This window comes from Hoeflea sp. IMCC20628 (assembly GCF_001011155.1).
In the GTDB taxonomy this organism is placed as follows: Bacteria; Pseudomonadota; Alphaproteobacteria; order Rhizobiales; family Rhizobiaceae; genus Hoeflea.
The window spans coordinates 121,345-138,108 of sequence record NZ_CP011480.1 but is presented as its reverse complement, the minus strand read 5'-3'; the positions used below and the strand labels follow the sequence as shown (position 1 = coordinate 138,108).

The following is a 16,764-nucleotide window of genomic DNA, read 5'->3' as shown; positions in this document are numbered from 1 at the left end:
TTGTAATTATAAATTATAATATCACTAATACTAATATTTAGGTATTATATACATTGACACTTTGAATTATATGATATATTATTATTTTAACATTGCACATAATTAGGAGAAATATTGAAATGAATGCCTTATTAGATCAACGTCATTATGACAATCAGATGAGCAATATTCATTTACTTTCGTTCGGTGATGATAAGTTGCCGTCATTGGAGAACTCAACATTTGAGTTATTTGCAGACGATGGAAGCGAACATGCGACTCCTGTCGCCATTGAAACACATGATGACATAAACCTCGCTGCGGAAGGCGGCGATGTGCGTGCTCAGATCGAGCTTGCTTGCAGATGTATGGGTGCCAACGGAAAGCCGCGCGATTACGCTGAAGCTTTCCGCTGGTACAGAATGGCGGCAGACCAAGGCGATTGCCACGCTCAGGCCAGCGTCGGATTCATGTACTTGGAAGGTCTCGGTATTCGACACAACTACAAGGAAGCGTTCCGATGGTTTTTCTTGGCTGCGGAACAGGGGGACCCAAGCGCGCAAGCGAACCTGGGATGGCTGTGCGAGAATGGCTGTGGCGTGCCCCAGGACGATGAAGAAGCGATCAGATGGTATCGCCTGGCTGCGATAAATAAAGACCGTACGCGCAACTCTCACTTGGGCTCATGTATTTACGAGGCTGCGGCCGTCCGCAGCACCCCAGTGCCGCTTACGTCTGGATCAGCATTGCGGCTTGGAATGAGGTTGCTGAAGCTGAAGACGAACAGGAAAAATTGGAGCGATCCATGACGCCCGACCAAATCTCATTGGCCTGGCGGCGCGCAGAGGCTTGCATTTTATCTGGCTTCAAAGACTGTTCAGACATTTAGATGCCGAATACATTTTCCACAAAATCGAATAAAGAAGGATAATAAAATGCCAAAATACGAAGGTATGAACAGTTTTTCCCGCATCCAACGCTCTCTTGAGCAAGGTCCTGTCCCGCAGATGATTTCTGATCTTGCTGCCGGCAGCATCACGCCGGTCATGTCGCTTGCGGAACTTCAGATGCTCTATCGCAAGGATCGTATTTCTGAGGCGGAAGCAGCGACTTTAATGACACATGCTTGCCGGGCTCATGCGCTCGCCGTTGGATCGGCACTCGTCGTGACAGACAAGACGGGAAAAATCTGCTTCGGCTTTGTCCCGGATCCTGGTCTCGAACCGGATGATGCGGAAATGGTGCCAGTGTTTCAAGCACTTGGGCGAAAGATCGATATCGATCATGTTGCCAACATCGTAGCGACCCGGCCAAAATCAGATACACGCACGTCGGTTGAGTGCCCGGTTTTTGTGATGCCCACATTTGAGTATGAGCGCAGCCACGGTCGAGCTGTGGAAGCGTTTGGTACATACTTGACGAGCTTCCGGCTTCCATTAACTGATCGACATGGCTGAAAAGTTCACCCGTCCTCTCATCATCGCCGCGTATCCCATCGCCCCTGAATCGCGACGAAATCAATGAATCACGCCTAGCTCGATGACGCGAGAGCCTTGTTCAGCAGCCTGCTAATGTATATCTGTCTGTCAAATCACATAAGCTTATTAGGGAACTTTTGGTAATTTCGTTTCTGTTCTGTTGACCTTAAAGCGTCCGAGTAAGACTGGTGGTCAGAACCCTACCAGCAGCATGTCCAGTGCGGCCATAATCTCATTGTCCTGCCCCACCAGGCTGGTGACCGGGCTGCGCAACAGCGAACGCGGAACCGCCGCCAAGAACTGTGTGGGCAGGGGCAAGCACCCCGTGTGATGATCACCGACAAAGTGCGATCTTATGGCGCTGACAAGCGAGAGATCATACCCGGCGTCGAGCATCGTTCACACAAAGGCCTCAACAACCGGGCTGAGAATTCACATCAGCCGACACGACGGCGAGAGCGCATCATGAAGGGCTTCAAGTCAGCTCGACATCTCCAGCGTTTCGTCTCCATCCATGACCCGGTCGCAAATCTCTTCCACATTCCACACCACAATATCCCGTCCCACCATCACCGCGACCTGAGAACCGCAGCCATGCAAATGTGGAACGAGATCGCTCGCCTGCAAACCGCATAACCGAAAGCGGAGGGCGAAAATCTTGACCGGTATTCGTTAAGTTTACAGTGCTCATTTTCGATCCCCGTCGCATAGACGCAAAACGTTGAAATTTGATCCCTGCACCAATGCCTATCAGCTCCAACCAGAAACTGACTTGACGATCATGAATTCCTCCAAGCCCCAGCTTCCTCCTTCCCTGGCGCCGCCGGAATGGCCGACACCGCCGAAAGGAGACCCCGCCCCGCGCGGCTGGCCGTTCATCTCGACCATCCCCGAGTGCAGGCGCTGTGCCAGCCGGTTGCGGCGTTCACCATCTCCGCTCTGAACGTAGTTCGTCAGGCCATAAGGGGTGTCGTTGGCAAGCCGGATGGCGTCTTCCTCGTTTTCGAAGGGGATGATTGAAAGCACGGGCCCGAAAATTTCCTTGCGCGCGATCCGCATTTCGTTGGTCACATCGGCGAAAACTGTCGGTTGGACGAAGTATCCTCTGTTAAAGCCCGATGGACGTCCACAGCCGCCAGCCACCAGCCGGGCGCCTTCGTCTATTCCTGCCTCGATCAGCGCCTGGATCTGTTCGTATTGCCGTGCCGACACCACCGGGCCGATATGACCGCCTTCACTGCCTGACATGCCGACTGCGGTTTCTTCGGCCACCTCGCGCGCCCTTTCCACCGCCTCCGCATAAGCAGACCGTTCGACAAGCATGCGAGTAGGGGCATTACAACTTTGCCCGCTATTCATGAAACACTGACGAACACCGCGCTCGACCGCCTGTTCATCGGCGTCGGCGAAAATGAGATTGGCCCCCTTGCCGCCCAGTTCGAGAGCAACGCGCTTGAAGCTGGAAGCCGCACCCATGAGAACGCTCTGACCAGCTCGCGTCGATCCTGTAAAACTGATCATCGTCACATCCGGATGAGCAACCAGCCGCGCACCAGCGGTCTGCCCGTCGCCCTGGACAAGATTGAAGACACCTGCGGGCGCTCCAGCCTCATCAACGATTTCGGCCAGCAGGGTTGAGGACAGCGGGGCGAATTCCGAAGGTTTGAGCACCATGGTGCAGCCGGCGAGCAACGCCGGTATGACCTTCAGGGCAACCTGGCTCATCGGCCAGTTCCATGGGGTAATCAGGCCGACGACACCGATCGGCTCCAGCAAGATCCGGTCATCGGGCGCATGTGGGCCCAGTAGCCGGAGGAACTCGAAATGTTTCATGGCCTCAAGAAAATTGGTCATGTGGCGCAATGCGGCTGGCGCCTGACGTGTTCTGGCCAATTCCATCGGCGCGCCCATCTCTTCCGAGATCGCACGCGCCATTTCTTCGCTGCGCGCAGCGTATATTTTTTGGATACGTTCAATCAAGGCAACCCGGTCTGCCGGGTCAGTCGCAGCCCAGCCTGGAAACACAGCATGGGCCGCGGCGACGGCAGCATCCACATCGTTGCCGTCGCCCATGGCTACCGTGCCGGTCGGTTGCTCGGATGACGGGTCGATCATTGGATGTGTCACCCCGGACCGGGCCGCAACCCACTGGCCGCCAATGTAGAATTTCTGCAATTCACGCACGCTTCAAGACTCCTTGCATTGGGTCACCATCATTTCCACCAGGCCGAATTCAAGCCACGTCTTCCAACTCTGCCACGATCGGCACCGGCGCGGCATCGAAAAAGTGGAGCAGCCGGGGATCGACAGCAAGGTGAACGGTTTCGCCTGGCTTTGTGGAGGTGCGTCCGCGAATGAGCACGCGAATGATCTTTCCCGCAAGGCGTGCCGTTATCTGGGTTTCCGATCCCGTCGGTTCGACGACGGAAACCGTTGCCGGCCAGCCGGAATCACCAATGGTAAAGTGCTCCGGGCGGATGCCGATCGTCACTTGTGAACGGTTCTTTGGGTCCGCGACCGGCAAATTCAGTGTTGTTCCGTCGGCGAGTGTGAATGTTGTCTTGTTGGTGAGGTCACCCTCAAGGAAATTCATCGGCGGCGAGCCGATGAATGCGGCCACAAACAGGCTTGCTGGATGATCATAGAGCTCCAGTGGCGAGCCCACCTGTTCGATGACGCCACCATTCATCACCACGACCCGATCAGCCAGTGTCATCGCCTCGATCTGGTCGTGCGTAACATAGATCGTCGTCGTCTTGAGCCGCTGATGCAGTTCCTTGATTTCGGATCGCATCTGCACACGAAGCTTGGCGTCAAGGTTGGAAAGCGGCTCATCGAACAGGAATACATTGGGGCTGCGGACAATAGCCCGTCCCATGGCAACGCGCTGGCGCTGTCCACCCGACAGTTGCCGCGGCTTGCGATCGAGAAAAGGTTCGAGGCCGAGAATTCGTGCCGCATTGTCGACGCGCTCAGCAATTTCTGCCTTGGACACCCGGCGCTGACGCAACGCAAAGCCCATATTGTCGCGAACATTCATGTGTGGATAGAGCGCGTAGTTCTGAAACACCATCGCGATGTCCCGATCCTTGGGCGCAATGCCGTTGACAACGCGATCCCTGATCAGGATTTCTCCGCCGGAAATGTCCTCAAGCCCGGCGATCATGCGGAGCAGGGTCGACTTTCCACATCCCGATGGCCCGACCAGGGCCACAAACTCGCCATCCTCGATATCGATCGACACGCCATGCAGTACCTCGACGGAACCATAGGACTTGCGAACATCGCGTATTTGCACCGTACCCATTCAGATATCCTCCCGTTTCCATCCACTTGAGTGTGAACGGTTAGCAAGCCGGTGGGCCTACTTCTCTCTTCCTTCACCGGGCATTCCACTGATCATTTTGATCAGAAAATCGCCGGTGTTCTTCTCGTGTTTCTTGACCATGTTCGCCGCGCCCGTGAAATCGCCTGCGCGCAACATGTCGCGCACACGCTTGTGTTCTTCCAGCGCGTCGCCAAGACGGTGATGCTGCGGTGGAATGCCATGCCGCTGCGCAGACATTTGTCCGTGCATGTTTTCAATAAGGCGGCGGCACCAGGGCGATTGCGGGCTGTCGCAAAGCAGTTCGTGGAACTCGTAGTTCTTCTCCGCGACCAGCTGGTAATCATTGCATTCCAGAGCCTCGGCATAGTCATCGATGTTACGGTCGATCATGTCGAGGCGCTTGGCATCGAAATTGGACGCCCCAAGTTCAATGGCAAGGCCGCAGACCAGTCCGCGCAGTGCGCTGAGCTCTTTGATCTGCTCGGCTTTCAGCCCCTGCACGACAGCGCCGATATGATTCTGGATGGAGAGCCAACCTTCCGACGCCAAACCACGAATCGCTTCACGGATCGGAGTCTCGCTAATGCCGAGTGCGGTCGAGACTTCCCGTGTCGTAATCCGATCACCCGGCCCGACGGTGCCGCTCAGGATCATCGATTGAATGTGCTGCCGCGCGAGTTCGGCCTTTGTCATATAGGTTTTGGAATGTACCATCGACTCTATCCAGTTTCGGTTGGAAGGGGGAAACCCGTTTCTATCCCTTGGTCGCCCCCTCCGCCAATCCCTTGATCAGCCACTTCTGAACCATGAGCGCGAAGACCACGACGGGTATGACGGTAATGGTACCGACAGCCGTGAGCGCGGCCCAATTGGCGCCATTGACAGTATCGCCGGCGATGCCCGCGATCGCCACCGGGATCGTTGAGGCGTGACGGTTGGTCAGCACCAGTGCGAAAAGCAGTTCCTCCCAGGCCAGGATCATGGAGAAGATCAAGGTCGACAAAACGCCGGGCAACGAGATCGGCAGGATGATCTTGAAGAAGGCACCGTAGCGGGAGCATCCGTCGATCATCGCGGATTCCTCAAGCTCGCGCGGCAATCCCATGAAGAAACTCCGCATCAGCCACATCACATAGGGAATGAGAAAGGTGCTGTAAGCCAGGATCAGCGTGATGTGCTTGTCGATTAGACCGAGTTTGCGTGCGACAAGAAACATCGGCACGGCGAGCGCGATAGGCGGAACGCCGCGCGACAGGAGAATGAGCAGGCCGAATGTCGCCGCGCCACGCAACCGGATGCGGGCAAGTGCGTAACCTGCCATCGTGCCGACAACGATCGAAAGCAGCCCGGCTCCGGTTGCGACGATGATGGTGTTGATCAGGCGGTTCATGACATCCGCGCGCTGCATGTATTCGACATAGGCCGCCAGCGTCGGAGTAAAAAAGAACTTCGGCGGGGTGGTAAAGATGTCGACCTGATCCTTGAATGAAGTCAGGATCATCCAGTAGATCGGGAACAGGAAGACAATGCTGATGAAGACACCGCCGGCAACACGCAGCTTGTGACCAAGCGTGCGTCCGGCATGACGTTGTGTTGAGGTGACTGGCGAGCTCAAAACAGGTCCTCCAGCTTACGGCTGGCACGCAGGAATATCCCGGTCAGAACCATGGTCAACACCAGCACGATCACAGCCATCGCTGCGGATTCGGCAAAGCGCAACGATCGAAACGCCTCTTCATAGATGAAGAGATTGATGACGTTGGTGGCCTTGCCCGGCCCGCCATAGGTCGCTGCCAAAACGATATCAAACATCTTCACTGCACCGAGCCAACGGATAACAAATGTTGCGGCAATGACAGGAACCAGCAGCGGCACTGCAACCGACCACAAGGTCGACCACCAATTGGCGCCATCGATTTTGGCTGCCTCGAAGACATCCTTGGGAAGCGCGAGCAGGGCGGCCGTCGCTATCAGCACGATGAATGGAGTCCAGCGCCAGGTATCGATGATGATGATCGCGGCCATGGCCAGGTTCGGATCGCCGAACCAGTCCATGGGGCCAATGCCGATGAAGTCGAGCCAATAATTCATGATGCCCCAGAGCGGGTCCAAGATCATGCGCCACATGCCTCCCGCGACAACCGGCGCCACAACCATCGGGATGATGAACAGCGCCCGGATGACACCGCGGCCTGACCATTCCGCATTGATCAGATAAGCGATCCCGAAACCGAGAACGACCTGCAATGGAAGTGCAATAACCAGGTAAATCATCGTTACCTTGAGCGACTCCCAGAAGCGGTAATCGTCCATCACTTCAATGTAGTTTTCCCATCCGACCCATTCACCGGCGCCAAAAGTGGAGATGTCGAAGCGCGAGAAGCTGATGTCGATCGTATAAAATATCGGATAGGCAAGCATGGTCACAAGGAGCAGGATCGCGGGAAACATAAACGACCAGCGCACCAGCAGATCGCTGGTTCGTCCGCGATGGCGCGAGGAACTGTGCCCGACTGCCTTTTTGGTGTCCTTGCTCATTCACTTCCCTCCGTCATATCTGCATCCCGATAGATCTTGCCGCGCGCCCGCACCGGTTCGAGCAGCGACCAATCCCCCTGTTTGACTGTATAGCCGACCGGAAAAGGCGGCCGGACCTCCATTCCGATCGAGGCCATGACGCGGCCATCACGGTAGTAACAGCGAGCTGTTGCCGCCTCGAGCACAGCCGCGAGCTCCGGCCTGCTGGTGCGGAATTCCAATATGCATGTCCTTTGCCCCGTTTCCGGCAGATCGGCCAGCGCACCGCCGGCCATGGTATCGACAGTTTGCAACGCTTCCTGCAGCGCTGCCCGGTCGCGGTCAATCGATCGAAGGATATCGGCGAAGATGACCGGATCGTCCGCGCCGGGAACATCATATTCGGCGCTTGCCGGAATCATATGATGCACAATGCAGCGAAGCGTCTGTCGCGCATCGGGTGAGAGGTCGCCAGGGTCATGGTGTTCATTGGTCATCATCGCGGTCTCAATCGAACAGGTTGTAGATACGAGATTTGATCTGGTCGGCGACATACAGGGCAAAGGCTTGAATCGTCGATGTCGGATTGACGCCGCCAGAAGTGACGAAAACGCTGCCATCGACGATGAACAGATTTTTAACATCATGGCTGCGACCCCATTCATTGACCACCGATCGCGCGGGATCAGTGCCCATCCGCGCCGTCCCCATCAGGTGCCAGCCGGCATAGGGCAACGGTGCTCTGCTGGTGATGTCGCGGGCGCCGGCGGCCATGAGGATTTCGACGCCTCTGGCGACAGAGTGGTCGAGCATCCGGCGTGAATTTTCCGAAAGCCGATAATGAATTTTCGCTGCCGGGATACCATCCGAATCTCTGAGCTCCGGATCGAGCGTCACCGTGTTGGTCTCCTCGGGTAGATCTTCGCAGACCGAAACCATCCCGGCACTGCGGTCGAACAACCGGCGGAATGCCGCGTGGTGGCCGTCTCCCCAGGGGATCAGCCCGTCGGCCATTCCATTGATGGCCGTTCGCACCGGACCGATGCCCCGGGAAAACTGGAAACTGTAACCCCGCACAAAATCCCGCGATTGATCCGTCTCGTAGAATTCCATGCTCCATGTACAGATCGGCGATCCACGATAGCCATCGAGAGGTTCGTCGAAATGACCGCGGATCTGGGCGTAGGGATGAAGCATCAGGTTCTTGCCGACCAGCCCGCTGGAATTCGCCAACCCATCAGGAAAACGATCGGAAGCGGAATTGAGCAGAATCCGTGGTGTGCCGATGCCATTGCAGGCCATGATCACGATTTCAGCTGGCTGAAACTGCTCCTGGCCATTCGCGTCGAAATAGAAGGCGCCCGTCGCCATGCCCGCATCATTGGTTTCGATACGGCTGACACGACACCGGGTGCGTAGTTCAATCCGGGACCGGATCGCTTCCGGCCAATAGGTCACATCAGTGCTGCCCTTGGCGCCCTGGGCACAGCCTGAGCCGCATTGGCCGAGATTGATGCAAGGAGCGCGCCCCTCATAGGCTTCCGTCACAATGGCGGCATCGGAGGGCCACCAGTGCCAGCCAAGACTGTTCATGGCGGCCCCAAGCTTTTCACCGGTTCTGCCCATCGGAATGGGCGGCATCATCGAATCCTTGGGAGGATAGGCCGGATCACCGGCAAGGCTGGAAACGCCGGTCATGCGGTCATTTAACGCATAAAACGGCTCAAGCGTCTTGTAGTCGATGGGCCAGTCGTCGGCGATTCCATCGAGGCTGCGGACACGAAAGTCCGAGGGATGGAGACGGGGAAAGTGGGCCGCATAGAAAACCGTTCCGCCTCCGACGCCGTTGAAATTGGCAATCTTGATTGGCGAGTCATCGTCATTGACGGGATAGTCGGCTGCCAGCCCGCGGCGGTTTGGACTGATGGCGTAGTCTTCCAGTGTCCGGGCTTCCCAATCCCTGCCGTTGCTGGGGAAATCGGACGACTTGGCCCAATTCCCCTGCTCCAGGCATAGAATGCGCATCCTGGTCTCGGCGAGGCTCCATGCAACCGCCGCGCCGGACGCACCTGCTCCAATGATAAGAACGTCGACAGGTTCATTCATTGCATTCTTCCATATTCCGAACCAATCACACCGCTACAGCGACAATCGCGGAATCGATACCCGCTTTGGCATGCCCACGCCGGGCAGTGGCGGATATTTTGCCAGCGCAGCTTCATTCGGTTCTGTGCCCCAGCCGGGGCGGTCCGGCACGATCAAATGACCGTCCCTGATTTCGGGAACATGGGTAAAGATTTCCGTGTCCCAGGCAATGCGATCGATATCGATTTCCATGATCCGCATATTCGGCACGACGGCGCTGAAATGGGCATTCATCATCGTGCAGAGATGTCCATAAAAATTGTGGCTGGCCACGTTGACCTCGAAGGCTTCCGCAGCCGCGGCAATCTTGAGGGACTGCCACACGCCGTTCCAAGGCGTGTCAATGATGGCGACGTCGACCGCCTGCTCGCGGAAGAACGGCAGGAATTGCTGCAAACCGATCAATGTTTCGCATGAGGAGATCGGATGCCGGCTATGAGCACGAATGTAAGCAAGTGCTTTCGGATCAAGCGTATCGAGCTCAACCCAGAATATGTCCAGGTCCTCGATCTCGCGCAACATGCTGAGAAAGCCGTCGGTCTTTCCGTTGAAGTTGAGATCGAGTAGGATATCGATATCCGGGCCGGCTTCCTCGCGCATAATTTCAAGGTGCTTGCGAAGGTCTTTGCGGGTCTTGCGCTCGACATTCCGGCCGGGCTCGTGTGGGCGGCTGAAGCCCGGAGACCAGCCTTCGATACGGTCGTGGTCATCATAGTGAAAGATGTTGGTCTTCAGCGCCGTGAAGCCTTTCTCGCCAACCTCACGGGCAATCTGGCGAACACCGTTCACATCCACAATGCCGGGCGTGAAGTGTTCCGTGCGGGTGCGATAGGAGACGCAGTGCGACCAGTAGACCCTGATCTGGTCGCGCACCTTGCCGCCGAGCAGCACATGGCACGGCACGTCCAGAGCTTTCGCCTTGACATCAAGAAGCGCATTTTCGATCGCGCCCAGTGCCTGTCCGATTACCCCGCCTGAGCCGGGTCGCGTCACATTGCGCAAGTCTTCACGGATGTGTTCGTGATGCATCGCGCTCTGGCCGATGAGGCGATGTGAAAGTTCGGCGATGACAGCGCAGACGCCCGGCGAGCCGAAATTCTCGTCGAATTCACTCCAGCCGGTGATACCATCCTCTGTGGTGATTTTCAGAAAGTAGTAGTTGCGCCAGGAGTTGCTGCAGGAGAGCGTCTTGACCTCACTGACAATTGCTTTCGTCGGCATCATATTCCCCAATCAAGAACGGGCACGGCAAATCCGCCCATAGGCATGCGAAGCCTGATGCACTGGCGCTGTTGCGCCATGTCACTGCGTCGTAGCCGGTTGTTAGAAACTAGAAATGTTCATCGCGGGGATTTCCGCGGAACGGGAGGCATGGGGGCGCTAGGCACCCATGCCCGATTTGTGTCAGCCTATTTGAGAGCTTTCGCAATCTTTTCGGCGGCAACACTCAACGCTTCCTCGGCACTTGCCTGTCCGGCAAGACCTCGGGCAACTTCGTCAGCCAGGATTTGCTGGGCAGCGTCGGACTTCGGGCTCCGAATTCGCCACATGCCACCGGCCGCAGCGACTTCATAGGCGTTCTGCAACGTTGCATAGACCGGTCCGAGCCAAGGTTCAGCCGGTGTGCCAGTGAGCGTGGATTTGCGCGCCGGGAAAGACCCGGCCAGAGATGCATTGATGCTCTCGCCCTGCTTGGAGGTCAACCATTGAAGGAAGGCCCATGAAGCCTCCAGATGCTTGGTTTTGCTGCCAACGCCGGCAATCCAGATGCCGCGATGCGTTCCTGCCTGAGCGTCGCCCACTGGCAACACCTGAATGCCGACCTCGTCCACGGTCAGGGTTGTCGACTTCGGATCGACAGCTGTCGATTTGTAAACACTGCCCCAGTTGAACAGGTTGGCGACAAGCCCTTGACGGAATGCCTGCAGAGAATCGGAGAATCCGTGACCCAGTGCACCGGGGGGCGCATAATCCAGCAGGCGCTTGTGGGTTTCGAGCGACTTGGCACCGATCTCGTTTGCGAAGGCTGGCACGCCCGACTCGTCAAGCAGACTGCCTCCATTCGCATTGAGGATAGATTGCCAGATGGTCGGCGTCAGCGACTCGCGGACAAAATAGGTATCAACCGCCCAGACGTCTGCCTTGCCGTCGGCATTGGTATCACGCACCAGTTTTTCGGCATCGCTGAAGAATTCGTCCCAGGTTTGCGCCGGTGTTGGCTCTGGCAGTCCTGCCGCCTTGTAGAGCGACCGGTTGTAGAACCGCAGCAGCACGTTGGAGCGGACGGGAACGGCATATTGTACATCCTTCCATTCGCCAGCAGCCAATGGAGCCGCATTGAAGTCGCCCCAGTCGTAATCCTTGTCGGTTAGCGCGGAGATCTGCTCGCCCTTCAGGTCCATGAGAGCTCCAATCTCGGCCAGTTGCGGGACCCACGGATCATCGACCAGAAGCACATCGTAGTCTGGTTCCGGGCTGGTTGCGTCAAGCATCATCTTAGCCAGCAATTCGGTATAGGGCACACCGTCGAAGACAACGCGCACATTCGGAAATTCCTTGTTGAACTCGGGCACGAGTATTGTCTGCCATGTGTTGGCAAAGGCTTCGTTGGCCATAACCCGAACTTCTACGGGATTGTCGGCAGTTCCCAGTCCGTCATCCGCTTGCGCAGACGCCAGCGGCATAGCCGCCAGAATAAGAGATCCGGCCACCCCGGCGAGTACGCTCCTGCGCCTTGCTAGGGGTCTCATATCAATGCTTTTCACGATGTCATCCTCCTTGGTCGTGCTGCATGTTCTGTATTCTATAGAATATAGAATGCATATTTGCCTGCTGTCAACATAGCTCAGTCAGGTGAAGCCTTTCGCAGCTTTTTGATGTCGACCCGCAGCCGCAACGCCATCGCATTCTGAAGACAGCCATCATCGAAGGTGAACCCTTCGCCGCCTCGCTGGAGCTGGCGCTTGAGGCCGCCGTATTCTTCAACCTCGCCGCAGAAGAAGCCAGCGAGCTTGCACGCGTAATGGCACGGCAGATCAACGGCACTTGGAGGGACATCATGCGGAATCATGGTGTGACCGGCGCGGACCTTCGCAGCCTGGAACCCGCATTCGAACATCAGGAAATGGAACGGGCCCTGAGTCTGTAGCTTGAAGCTCGATGGACACAAGTGGCAGGCTAAATAATCAAATATGCCTTATATGGCGTATTGTTTCGCAACAGGCATTGCGCTTATTGGGCGGCCCGTGCCGACCCGCAGCTAAAGACGACGCCGAAAGTGAAAGAACACCGGTCTCTCCAGATTGAAGCTTTGAGTACAAATCTCTGGACTGGTGCAATCAGTCGGAGAGGTCACCGTTCTCGATCGGTTCAAATGCAGCGAACCGCGAACAGGCACATTCTACATATTATTTCAATGTCTTAGAAAAAATCGCGTAAGACATATTATGGAACAAAGCATGTTTTATGATGATTTTTGCTGGCAAAACACCGGGTCAATCATCCCGCGACATGATCCGCCCACGTCGTGTTCTCTGCGCAGCGATAATTCCGTTCCGGAGTTCCTCGAAGAGCCCAGCAGGTAGCATCCCATAGTGATAGGATCCATCAGGTCGAGGGCGTAGATCGTATCCGGGCCACGTGAAGCGGTTCAGTTCATCAAACCGCAACCAATGTCGCGTGCCGTCCAGCCCAAGACTGCGGCAAACATTTGCTGGAATCTCAAGAGACGTGCTCGGATCGGCTGGCGGGCTATGTGTGATGGGCGTAACGATCGTTCGGATATGGCCATCCTCACCCTGAGGCACCGCAACCACAATTGCGCAAGGTCGGTCCTTCGATCCCTCGACCGACCCCTGATCGCGCTCAGAGCTCCAGAGAAAGCTGTATCGAATGACAAGGCCAGGTTTTGGTGTTGGAATGCTCACTCAGGCTCGGCGCCGTATTCAGCACTTTCAATCGTCGCAAGCGTGTCGTCATCAAGCTCACCGATCTTCAGCACCTGACGTTCCCGCAGCTTAAGGTGCTCGAAATGCTCCAGCTCCGCAGCCGAAAGATAGGCCCCTACAACACGGCCGTGACTACTCACACTGATAACGCCGGCCTTGATCGCCTCGTCCTGATACTTTCCAAAGTTTCGCGAGAAATCACTCGCGGGAACGGTTCGAGCCTGGGGCATGAATGTCTCCTTTCAATTTCACGCAATTTACGCATTTCGCGCAGAAAAGTCAAGTTTTGGGGTGTTGGTTACCCGATGCTTCTGCTGGGGGGCTTTGTTGCAGGGATCGTTCTCAGCCTGATACTGAGGTTACTCCTTCCCATTCAGGATGCTGAGCATGCCGCACAAATTCAATGCTAACCGCCGAGGTAAAATTCCGAAGCAAAAGTATCGTGTGTCCAACTGGGCGAGTTACAACGAAAGCCTTCGGCGTCGCGGGGATTTGACGGTCTGGGTCAGCGAAGAGGCGCTTGGTTGGTGGCGGGCACCGCGCCGGGCGACGCGGGGTGGTCAGCGGACATATTCAGACCTGGCGATCAAGATCTGCCTGACCCTGAGCGCTGTCTTCAAGCAACCGTTGCGCCAGACACAAGGCTTCATGGGTAGTATCGCGGGCATCGTCAACTTGCGGGGCCTGATCTGAAATCGTACCGACGGACATGACAAAAGCCAAACATTCCGGCGCCTTCAAAGGTCACCGTTTCCCGCCTGAGATCATTGCCTATGCGGTCTGGTCTTATTTTCGGTTTCCCTTGAGCCTGCGCGATGTCGAGGATCTACTTGCGGCGCGCGGCATCGTCGTGAGCTACGAGACGATAAGGAAGTGGGTTGGCAAATTTGGTACAATGTATGCCGCTTCCATCCGGCGGGATCGGCCTGCGCCGTCTGATAAATGGCACCTTGATGAAGTGGTCATTCCTATCCGCGGGTGCAAATTCTGGCTTTGGCGCGCGATCGACAGCAATGGTGACGTTCTTGATATTCTGGTTCAATCTCGGCGCAACACGTGCGCAGCGAAACGCTTTTTCCGCAAGCTATTCAAGCAATACGGGCGGCTGCGGGTTGTGATCACGGACAAACTCGGCAGCTATAGTGCGGCTCTGAAAGGCCTCGCACCCAGCATCGACCACCGCAGGCATAAGGGCTTAAACAACAGGTCCGAAAGCTCGCATCGACCGACGCGGCGCCGAGAAAAGATCATGGCCCGCTTCAAATCGCCCGGCCAAGCACACCTCTTTTTGTCTGTCCACGATCAAGTCCAAACTGTATTTCGCCCTCGCCGCCACAAACTATCCGCCCCAGCCTATCGGCAATCTCGCTCGGATGCTCACAGCATTTGGCACGGCATCACCGGTGAGTTGAAGGCCGCTTGACCAGGGGTGTGGAGCTCCTTTTCGGCAAAGACCGATAAGTTGACGATGCCCTATCGCTACGTCGGACCCGCCGGCCAACTCCGGGAGCATGCAAAGCGTGTCCTCAAAGTCGGATCCGACATTCTGCCTGCGGCCAGCGCCTGACCGTAAATCCTATGTCGCATTCGGTACCTTTGCGGGGATGGACCCAACGTTACGATGCCAAATCTTCATGCTGTTAATGCTGCAGTTGCGGCAGGTCGCGATAGAACTCCAATGAATCGGAATTGGCGAGCGCCTCCATATTCTTCACCGGCCTGCCGTGGACGATCTCGCGCACGGCGAGTTCGGTGATCTTGCCCGATTTGGTTCGCGGAATATCGGCGACGGCGACGATCTTGGTCGGCACGTGGCGCGGAGAGGCACCCGTCCGGATCGTCGTCCGGATCTTGTTTTCAAGCGTCGCGTCGAGGGTAACGCCCGGCGCCAGCCGCACGAACAGCACAACCCGCACGTCGCCATCCCATTGCTGACCGATGCACAGCGCTTCGAGCACCTCCGTGAGCCGTTCTACTTGATTGTAAATCTCTGCGGTGCCGATCCGAACCCCGCCCGGGTTGAGCGTCGCGTCGGAGCGTCCATGGATGATTATGCCGCCATGCTGGCTCTGTCGCTGCACAGAAAAAGAAGTGACTTCGCGCGGGACATCCCGACAGAGCGTCTCACGATCCCTAGCGGGCGTACAGTCATTCAGACCCCACAAATTGATCATCGGTCTCTCCAGACCCTTGAAGCGCGCGCACGAGTAATCTGTTTGATCAGTCTTCAAAATTTGCCTCTGTGAGTTGGAGAGGTTCGCATCAAGTCGGTGGCGTGATCCCCTCGTACCGCGGCTTTTGCGTGCACAGGCACCATTAGTTGGGATTACCGAAATCGCATTCATCCTCCCGATCGTCATGCATATGCAAAATCTCAGGTTCGGGTCGAAACGGCGGGAGCTCGGATCGATAGAATTCATCAAGAGTAAGTGCCGCGTTGCCCACGTCCGAGAGTTTAACTCTTAGGATATGGACGGCCACCTCGCCAGCGCCGTTGTCGGCGTCCTGATATTCGTGAAGCGTCCAATCGAGCCAGGGAAAAAACACCGCCATGAAATAGTCGATGGTATAGGCAGGCATCGCCATGTCGAAATTGAGATCGGCTTCGGCATCAGGCTCTTCGCTGAAGACAGCCTCCGCACCGCGGAAATTGAGCGTCTTGTTCACCCAATCTTCAACGCGAAGATAAATGTCGGTTTGTGTGGAAAACTGACGGATTGCCGGAAGATCGAGTGCCAGTTGAGCGCGCCGCATGCTTGCCTGGTCGGATGCGATGCTCACTCGCGCAGAGGCAACTTCTCTCGCAAAGCCATACGTCGGATGATGTTCAAAAGTCCCATGTGTATCACTCCAATGTACCCCGTTGCGCATGGCGCTGGGGGAAGGGTCACATGGGTCAATTCTCAATGGAAATTAGGCCGCTACCCGGGTCAATTCTGGGTGGAAATCAACAACCAAGCCGATTTTCCTGCGACTCAGTTCCGTGGGTCAGGCATATCCCAAGCTCGAATGCCCCACAGTCATTGCGTGGGCTACCCCGGCAGTTCTGCCGGGGTGACCGATTCCTCTCATTCGATCAAAACCGCAACTCAGCAGCGGGCTGACGTTGCGCAGAGCATCGTAAGCCGTGTTATGAATAATTGGCACGAGTTGGTCAGTCGCGAGAAGCGCCGAAAGCTCTCTGTCTGCAACACCTCCCGTTGGAAGGCGAAGCAGAAGCGCGGGTGTCACGAGCACGATCCCGATGCGCGACTTTGCCAATCCTCTATCAATTTCGCGAAGAGCTATGACTGAATCTGGTGTTTGGGCGGTTTGAAGGTTGGCGGCGTATCTGGTTGATTTGTTGTTGCGAGACAGCAGCCCAACCAAA

General features: G+C 56.3%; 17 protein-coding genes and 3 pseudogenes. 5 read left to right on the top strand and 15 right to left on the bottom strand.

What is annotated here, in order from left to right:
• The first annotated feature begins 119 nt into the window (after positions 1–119).
• Both IMCC20628_RS23435 and IMCC20628_RS23430 read left to right on the top strand, forming a co-directional pair.
• A complete protein-coding gene (locus IMCC20628_RS23435) occupies positions 120–788 on the top strand; it encodes a tetratricopeptide repeat protein (RefSeq protein WP_052766651.1) in 669 nt (222 codons plus the stop codon).
• A 126-nt stretch (positions 789–914) separates the two neighbouring features.
• Positions 915–1,436: a hypothetical protein gene (locus IMCC20628_RS23430; protein ID WP_047032983.1), complete on the top strand. Its 522-nt coding sequence runs from the start codon at positions 915–917 to the stop codon at positions 1,434–1,436.
• A 213-nt stretch (positions 1,437–1,649) separates the two neighbouring features.
• On the opposite strand, the gene IMCC20628_RS25865 is transcribed toward IMCC20628_RS23430, so the two are convergent.
• Entirely contained in the window at positions 1,650–1,853 is a 204-nt protein-coding gene (locus IMCC20628_RS25865; protein ID WP_156174712.1) for a CcdB family protein, read from the bottom strand.
• Here IMCC20628_RS25865 and IMCC20628_RS23425 point away from each other — a divergent pair.
• Positions 1,779–2,093: pseudogene (locus IMCC20628_RS23425) on the top strand (DDE-type integrase/transposase/recombinase); the annotation flags it as partial. The gene IMCC20628_RS25865 and the pseudogene IMCC20628_RS23425 sit on opposite strands and share 75 nt — an antisense overlap.
• A gap of 114 nt (positions 2,094–2,207) precedes the next feature.
• Here IMCC20628_RS23425 and IMCC20628_RS23420 read toward each other — a convergent pair.
• The 11 genes from IMCC20628_RS23420 to IMCC20628_RS23370 all read right to left on the bottom strand — a co-directional run bounded on the left by IMCC20628_RS23420 (position 2,208) and on the right by IMCC20628_RS23370 (position 13,624).
• A complete protein-coding gene (locus IMCC20628_RS23420; RefSeq protein ID WP_047032982.1) occupies positions 2,208–3,641 on the bottom strand; it encodes an aldehyde dehydrogenase family protein in 1,434 nt (477 codons plus the stop codon).
• Between the two features lie 49 nt (positions 3,642–3,690).
• Entirely contained in the window at positions 3,691–4,764 is a 1,074-nt protein-coding gene (gene ugpC / locus IMCC20628_RS23415) for a sn-glycerol-3-phosphate ABC transporter ATP-binding protein UgpC (protein ID WP_047032981.1), read from the bottom strand.
• A 57-nt stretch (positions 4,765–4,821) separates the two neighbouring features.
• Positions 4,822–5,499: a GntR family transcriptional regulator gene (locus tag IMCC20628_RS23410; RefSeq protein ID WP_047032980.1), complete on the bottom strand. Its 678-nt coding sequence runs from the start codon at positions 5,497–5,499 to the stop codon at positions 4,822–4,824.
• Between the two features lie 40 nt (positions 5,500–5,539).
• The gene (locus IMCC20628_RS23405) at positions 5,540–6,400 is read right to left on the bottom strand and encodes a carbohydrate ABC transporter permease (protein WP_047032979.1); all 861 of its coding nucleotides are present in this window, start codon (positions 6,398–6,400) and stop codon (positions 5,540–5,542) included.
• Entirely contained in the window at positions 6,397–7,323 is a 927-nt protein-coding gene (locus IMCC20628_RS23400) for a sugar ABC transporter permease (protein ID WP_047032978.1), read from the bottom strand. The genes IMCC20628_RS23405 and IMCC20628_RS23400 overlap by 4 nt, the downstream gene beginning before the upstream one ends.
• Positions 7,320–7,802 (bottom strand): hypothetical protein, encoded by a 483-nt coding sequence (locus IMCC20628_RS23395; RefSeq protein ID WP_245307981.1) that lies wholly within the window; start codon positions 7,800–7,802, stop codon positions 7,320–7,322. The genes IMCC20628_RS23400 and IMCC20628_RS23395 overlap by 4 nt, the downstream gene beginning before the upstream one ends.
• Before the next feature lie 7 nt (positions 7,803–7,809).
• Positions 7,810–9,408, bottom strand: a complete 1,599-nt coding sequence (locus tag IMCC20628_RS23390) for a GMC family oxidoreductase (protein WP_047032977.1) — start codon at positions 9,406–9,408, stop codon at positions 7,810–7,812.
• A 33-nt stretch (positions 9,409–9,441) separates the two neighbouring features.
• A complete protein-coding gene (locus IMCC20628_RS23385; protein WP_047032976.1) occupies positions 9,442–10,668 on the bottom strand; it encodes a mandelate racemase/muconate lactonizing enzyme family protein in 1,227 nt (408 codons plus the stop codon).
• Between the two features lie 188 nt (positions 10,669–10,856).
• Positions 10,857–12,158 (bottom strand): sugar ABC transporter substrate-binding protein, encoded by a 1,302-nt coding sequence (locus IMCC20628_RS23380; protein WP_047032975.1) that lies wholly within the window; start codon positions 12,156–12,158, stop codon positions 10,857–10,859.
• A gap of 134 nt (positions 12,159–12,292) precedes the next feature.
• Complete coding sequence (locus tag IMCC20628_RS23375; RefSeq protein WP_156174711.1) at positions 12,293–12,517, bottom strand: hypothetical protein; 225 nt, start codon at positions 12,515–12,517, stop codon at positions 12,293–12,295.
• An 852-nt stretch (positions 12,518–13,369) separates the two neighbouring features.
• Positions 13,370–13,624 carry a hypothetical protein gene (locus IMCC20628_RS23370; protein WP_047032973.1) on the bottom strand — a complete coding sequence of 85 codons (255 nt, stop codon included), beginning with the start codon at positions 13,622–13,624 and terminating at the stop codon, positions 13,370–13,372.
• A gap of 157 nt (positions 13,625–13,781) precedes the next feature.
• Between IMCC20628_RS23370 and IMCC20628_RS23365 the strand changes: the two genes are divergently transcribed.
• The gene (locus tag IMCC20628_RS23365) at positions 13,782–14,087 is read left to right on the top strand and encodes an IS5 family transposase (RefSeq protein WP_047032972.1); all 306 of its coding nucleotides are present in this window, start codon (positions 13,782–13,784) and stop codon (positions 14,085–14,087) included.
• A 16-nt stretch (positions 14,088–14,103) separates the two neighbouring features.
• Entirely contained in the window at positions 14,104–14,817 is a 714-nt protein-coding gene (locus IMCC20628_RS23360; protein WP_047032971.1) for an IS6 family transposase, read from the top strand.
• A 217-nt stretch (positions 14,818–15,034) separates the two neighbouring features.
• Here IMCC20628_RS23360 and IMCC20628_RS23355 read toward each other — a convergent pair.
• The 3 genes and pseudogenes from IMCC20628_RS23355 to IMCC20628_RS25745 all read right to left on the bottom strand — a co-directional run.
• A pseudogene (locus IMCC20628_RS23355) lies at positions 15,035–15,463 on the bottom strand (acetoacetate--CoA ligase); the annotation flags it as partial.
• 247 nt (positions 15,464–15,710) lie between these two features.
• Positions 15,711–16,265 (bottom strand): hypothetical protein, encoded by a 555-nt coding sequence (locus tag IMCC20628_RS23350; protein ID WP_156174710.1) that lies wholly within the window; start codon positions 16,263–16,265, stop codon positions 15,711–15,713.
• 216 nt (positions 16,266–16,481) lie between these two features.
• Positions 16,482–16,676: pseudogene (locus IMCC20628_RS25745) on the bottom strand (TIR domain protein); the annotation flags it as partial.
• Between the last annotated feature and the right edge of the window lie 88 nt (positions 16,677–16,764).

Bases quoted from the DNA above. Each gene is read 5' to 3' on its own strand.
- IMCC20628_RS23435 (WP_052766651.1), top strand. From the start codon at position 120: ATGAATGCCTTATTAGATCAACGTCATTATGACAATCAGATGAGCAAT.
- IMCC20628_RS23430 (WP_047032983.1), top strand. From the start codon at position 915: ATGCCAAAATACGAAGGTATGAACAGTTTTTCCCGCATCCAACGCTCT.
- IMCC20628_RS25865 (WP_156174712.1), bottom strand. From the start codon at position 1,853: ATGCTCGACGCCGGGTATGATCTCTCGCTTGTCAGCGCCATAAGATCG.
- ugpC (WP_047032981.1), bottom strand. From the start codon at position 4,764: ATGGGTACGGTGCAAATACGCGATGTTCGCAAGTCCTATGGTTCCGTC.
- IMCC20628_RS23410 (WP_047032980.1), bottom strand. From the start codon at position 5,499: ATGGTACATTCCAAAACCTATATGACAAAGGCCGAACTCGCGCGGCAG.
- IMCC20628_RS23400 (WP_047032978.1), bottom strand. From the start codon at position 7,323: ATGAGCAAGGACACCAAAAAGGCAGTCGGGCACAGTTCCTCGCGCCAT.
- IMCC20628_RS23395 (WP_245307981.1), bottom strand. From the start codon at position 7,802: ATGATGACCAATGAACACCATGACCCTGGCGACCTCTCACCCGATGCG.
- IMCC20628_RS23390 (WP_047032977.1), bottom strand. From the start codon at position 9,408: ATGAATGAACCTGTCGACGTTCTTATCATTGGAGCAGGTGCGTCCGGC.
- IMCC20628_RS23385 (WP_047032976.1), bottom strand. From the start codon at position 10,668: ATGCCGACGAAAGCAATTGTCAGTGAGGTCAAGACGCTCTCCTGCAGC.
- IMCC20628_RS23375 (WP_156174711.1), bottom strand. From the start codon at position 12,517: ATGATTCCGCATGATGTCCCTCCAAGTGCCGTTGATCTGCCGTGCCAT.
- IMCC20628_RS23370 (WP_047032973.1), bottom strand. From the start codon at position 13,624: ATGCCCCAGGCTCGAACCGTTCCCGCGAGTGATTTCTCGCGAAACTTT.
- IMCC20628_RS23365 (WP_047032972.1), top strand. From the start codon at position 13,782: ATGCCGCACAAATTCAATGCTAACCGCCGAGGTAAAATTCCGAAGCAA.
- IMCC20628_RS23360 (WP_047032971.1), top strand. From the start codon at position 14,104: ATGACAAAAGCCAAACATTCCGGCGCCTTCAAAGGTCACCGTTTCCCG.
- IMCC20628_RS23350 (WP_156174710.1), bottom strand. From the start codon at position 16,265: ATGCGCAACGGGGTACATTGGAGTGATACACATGGGACTTTTGAACAT.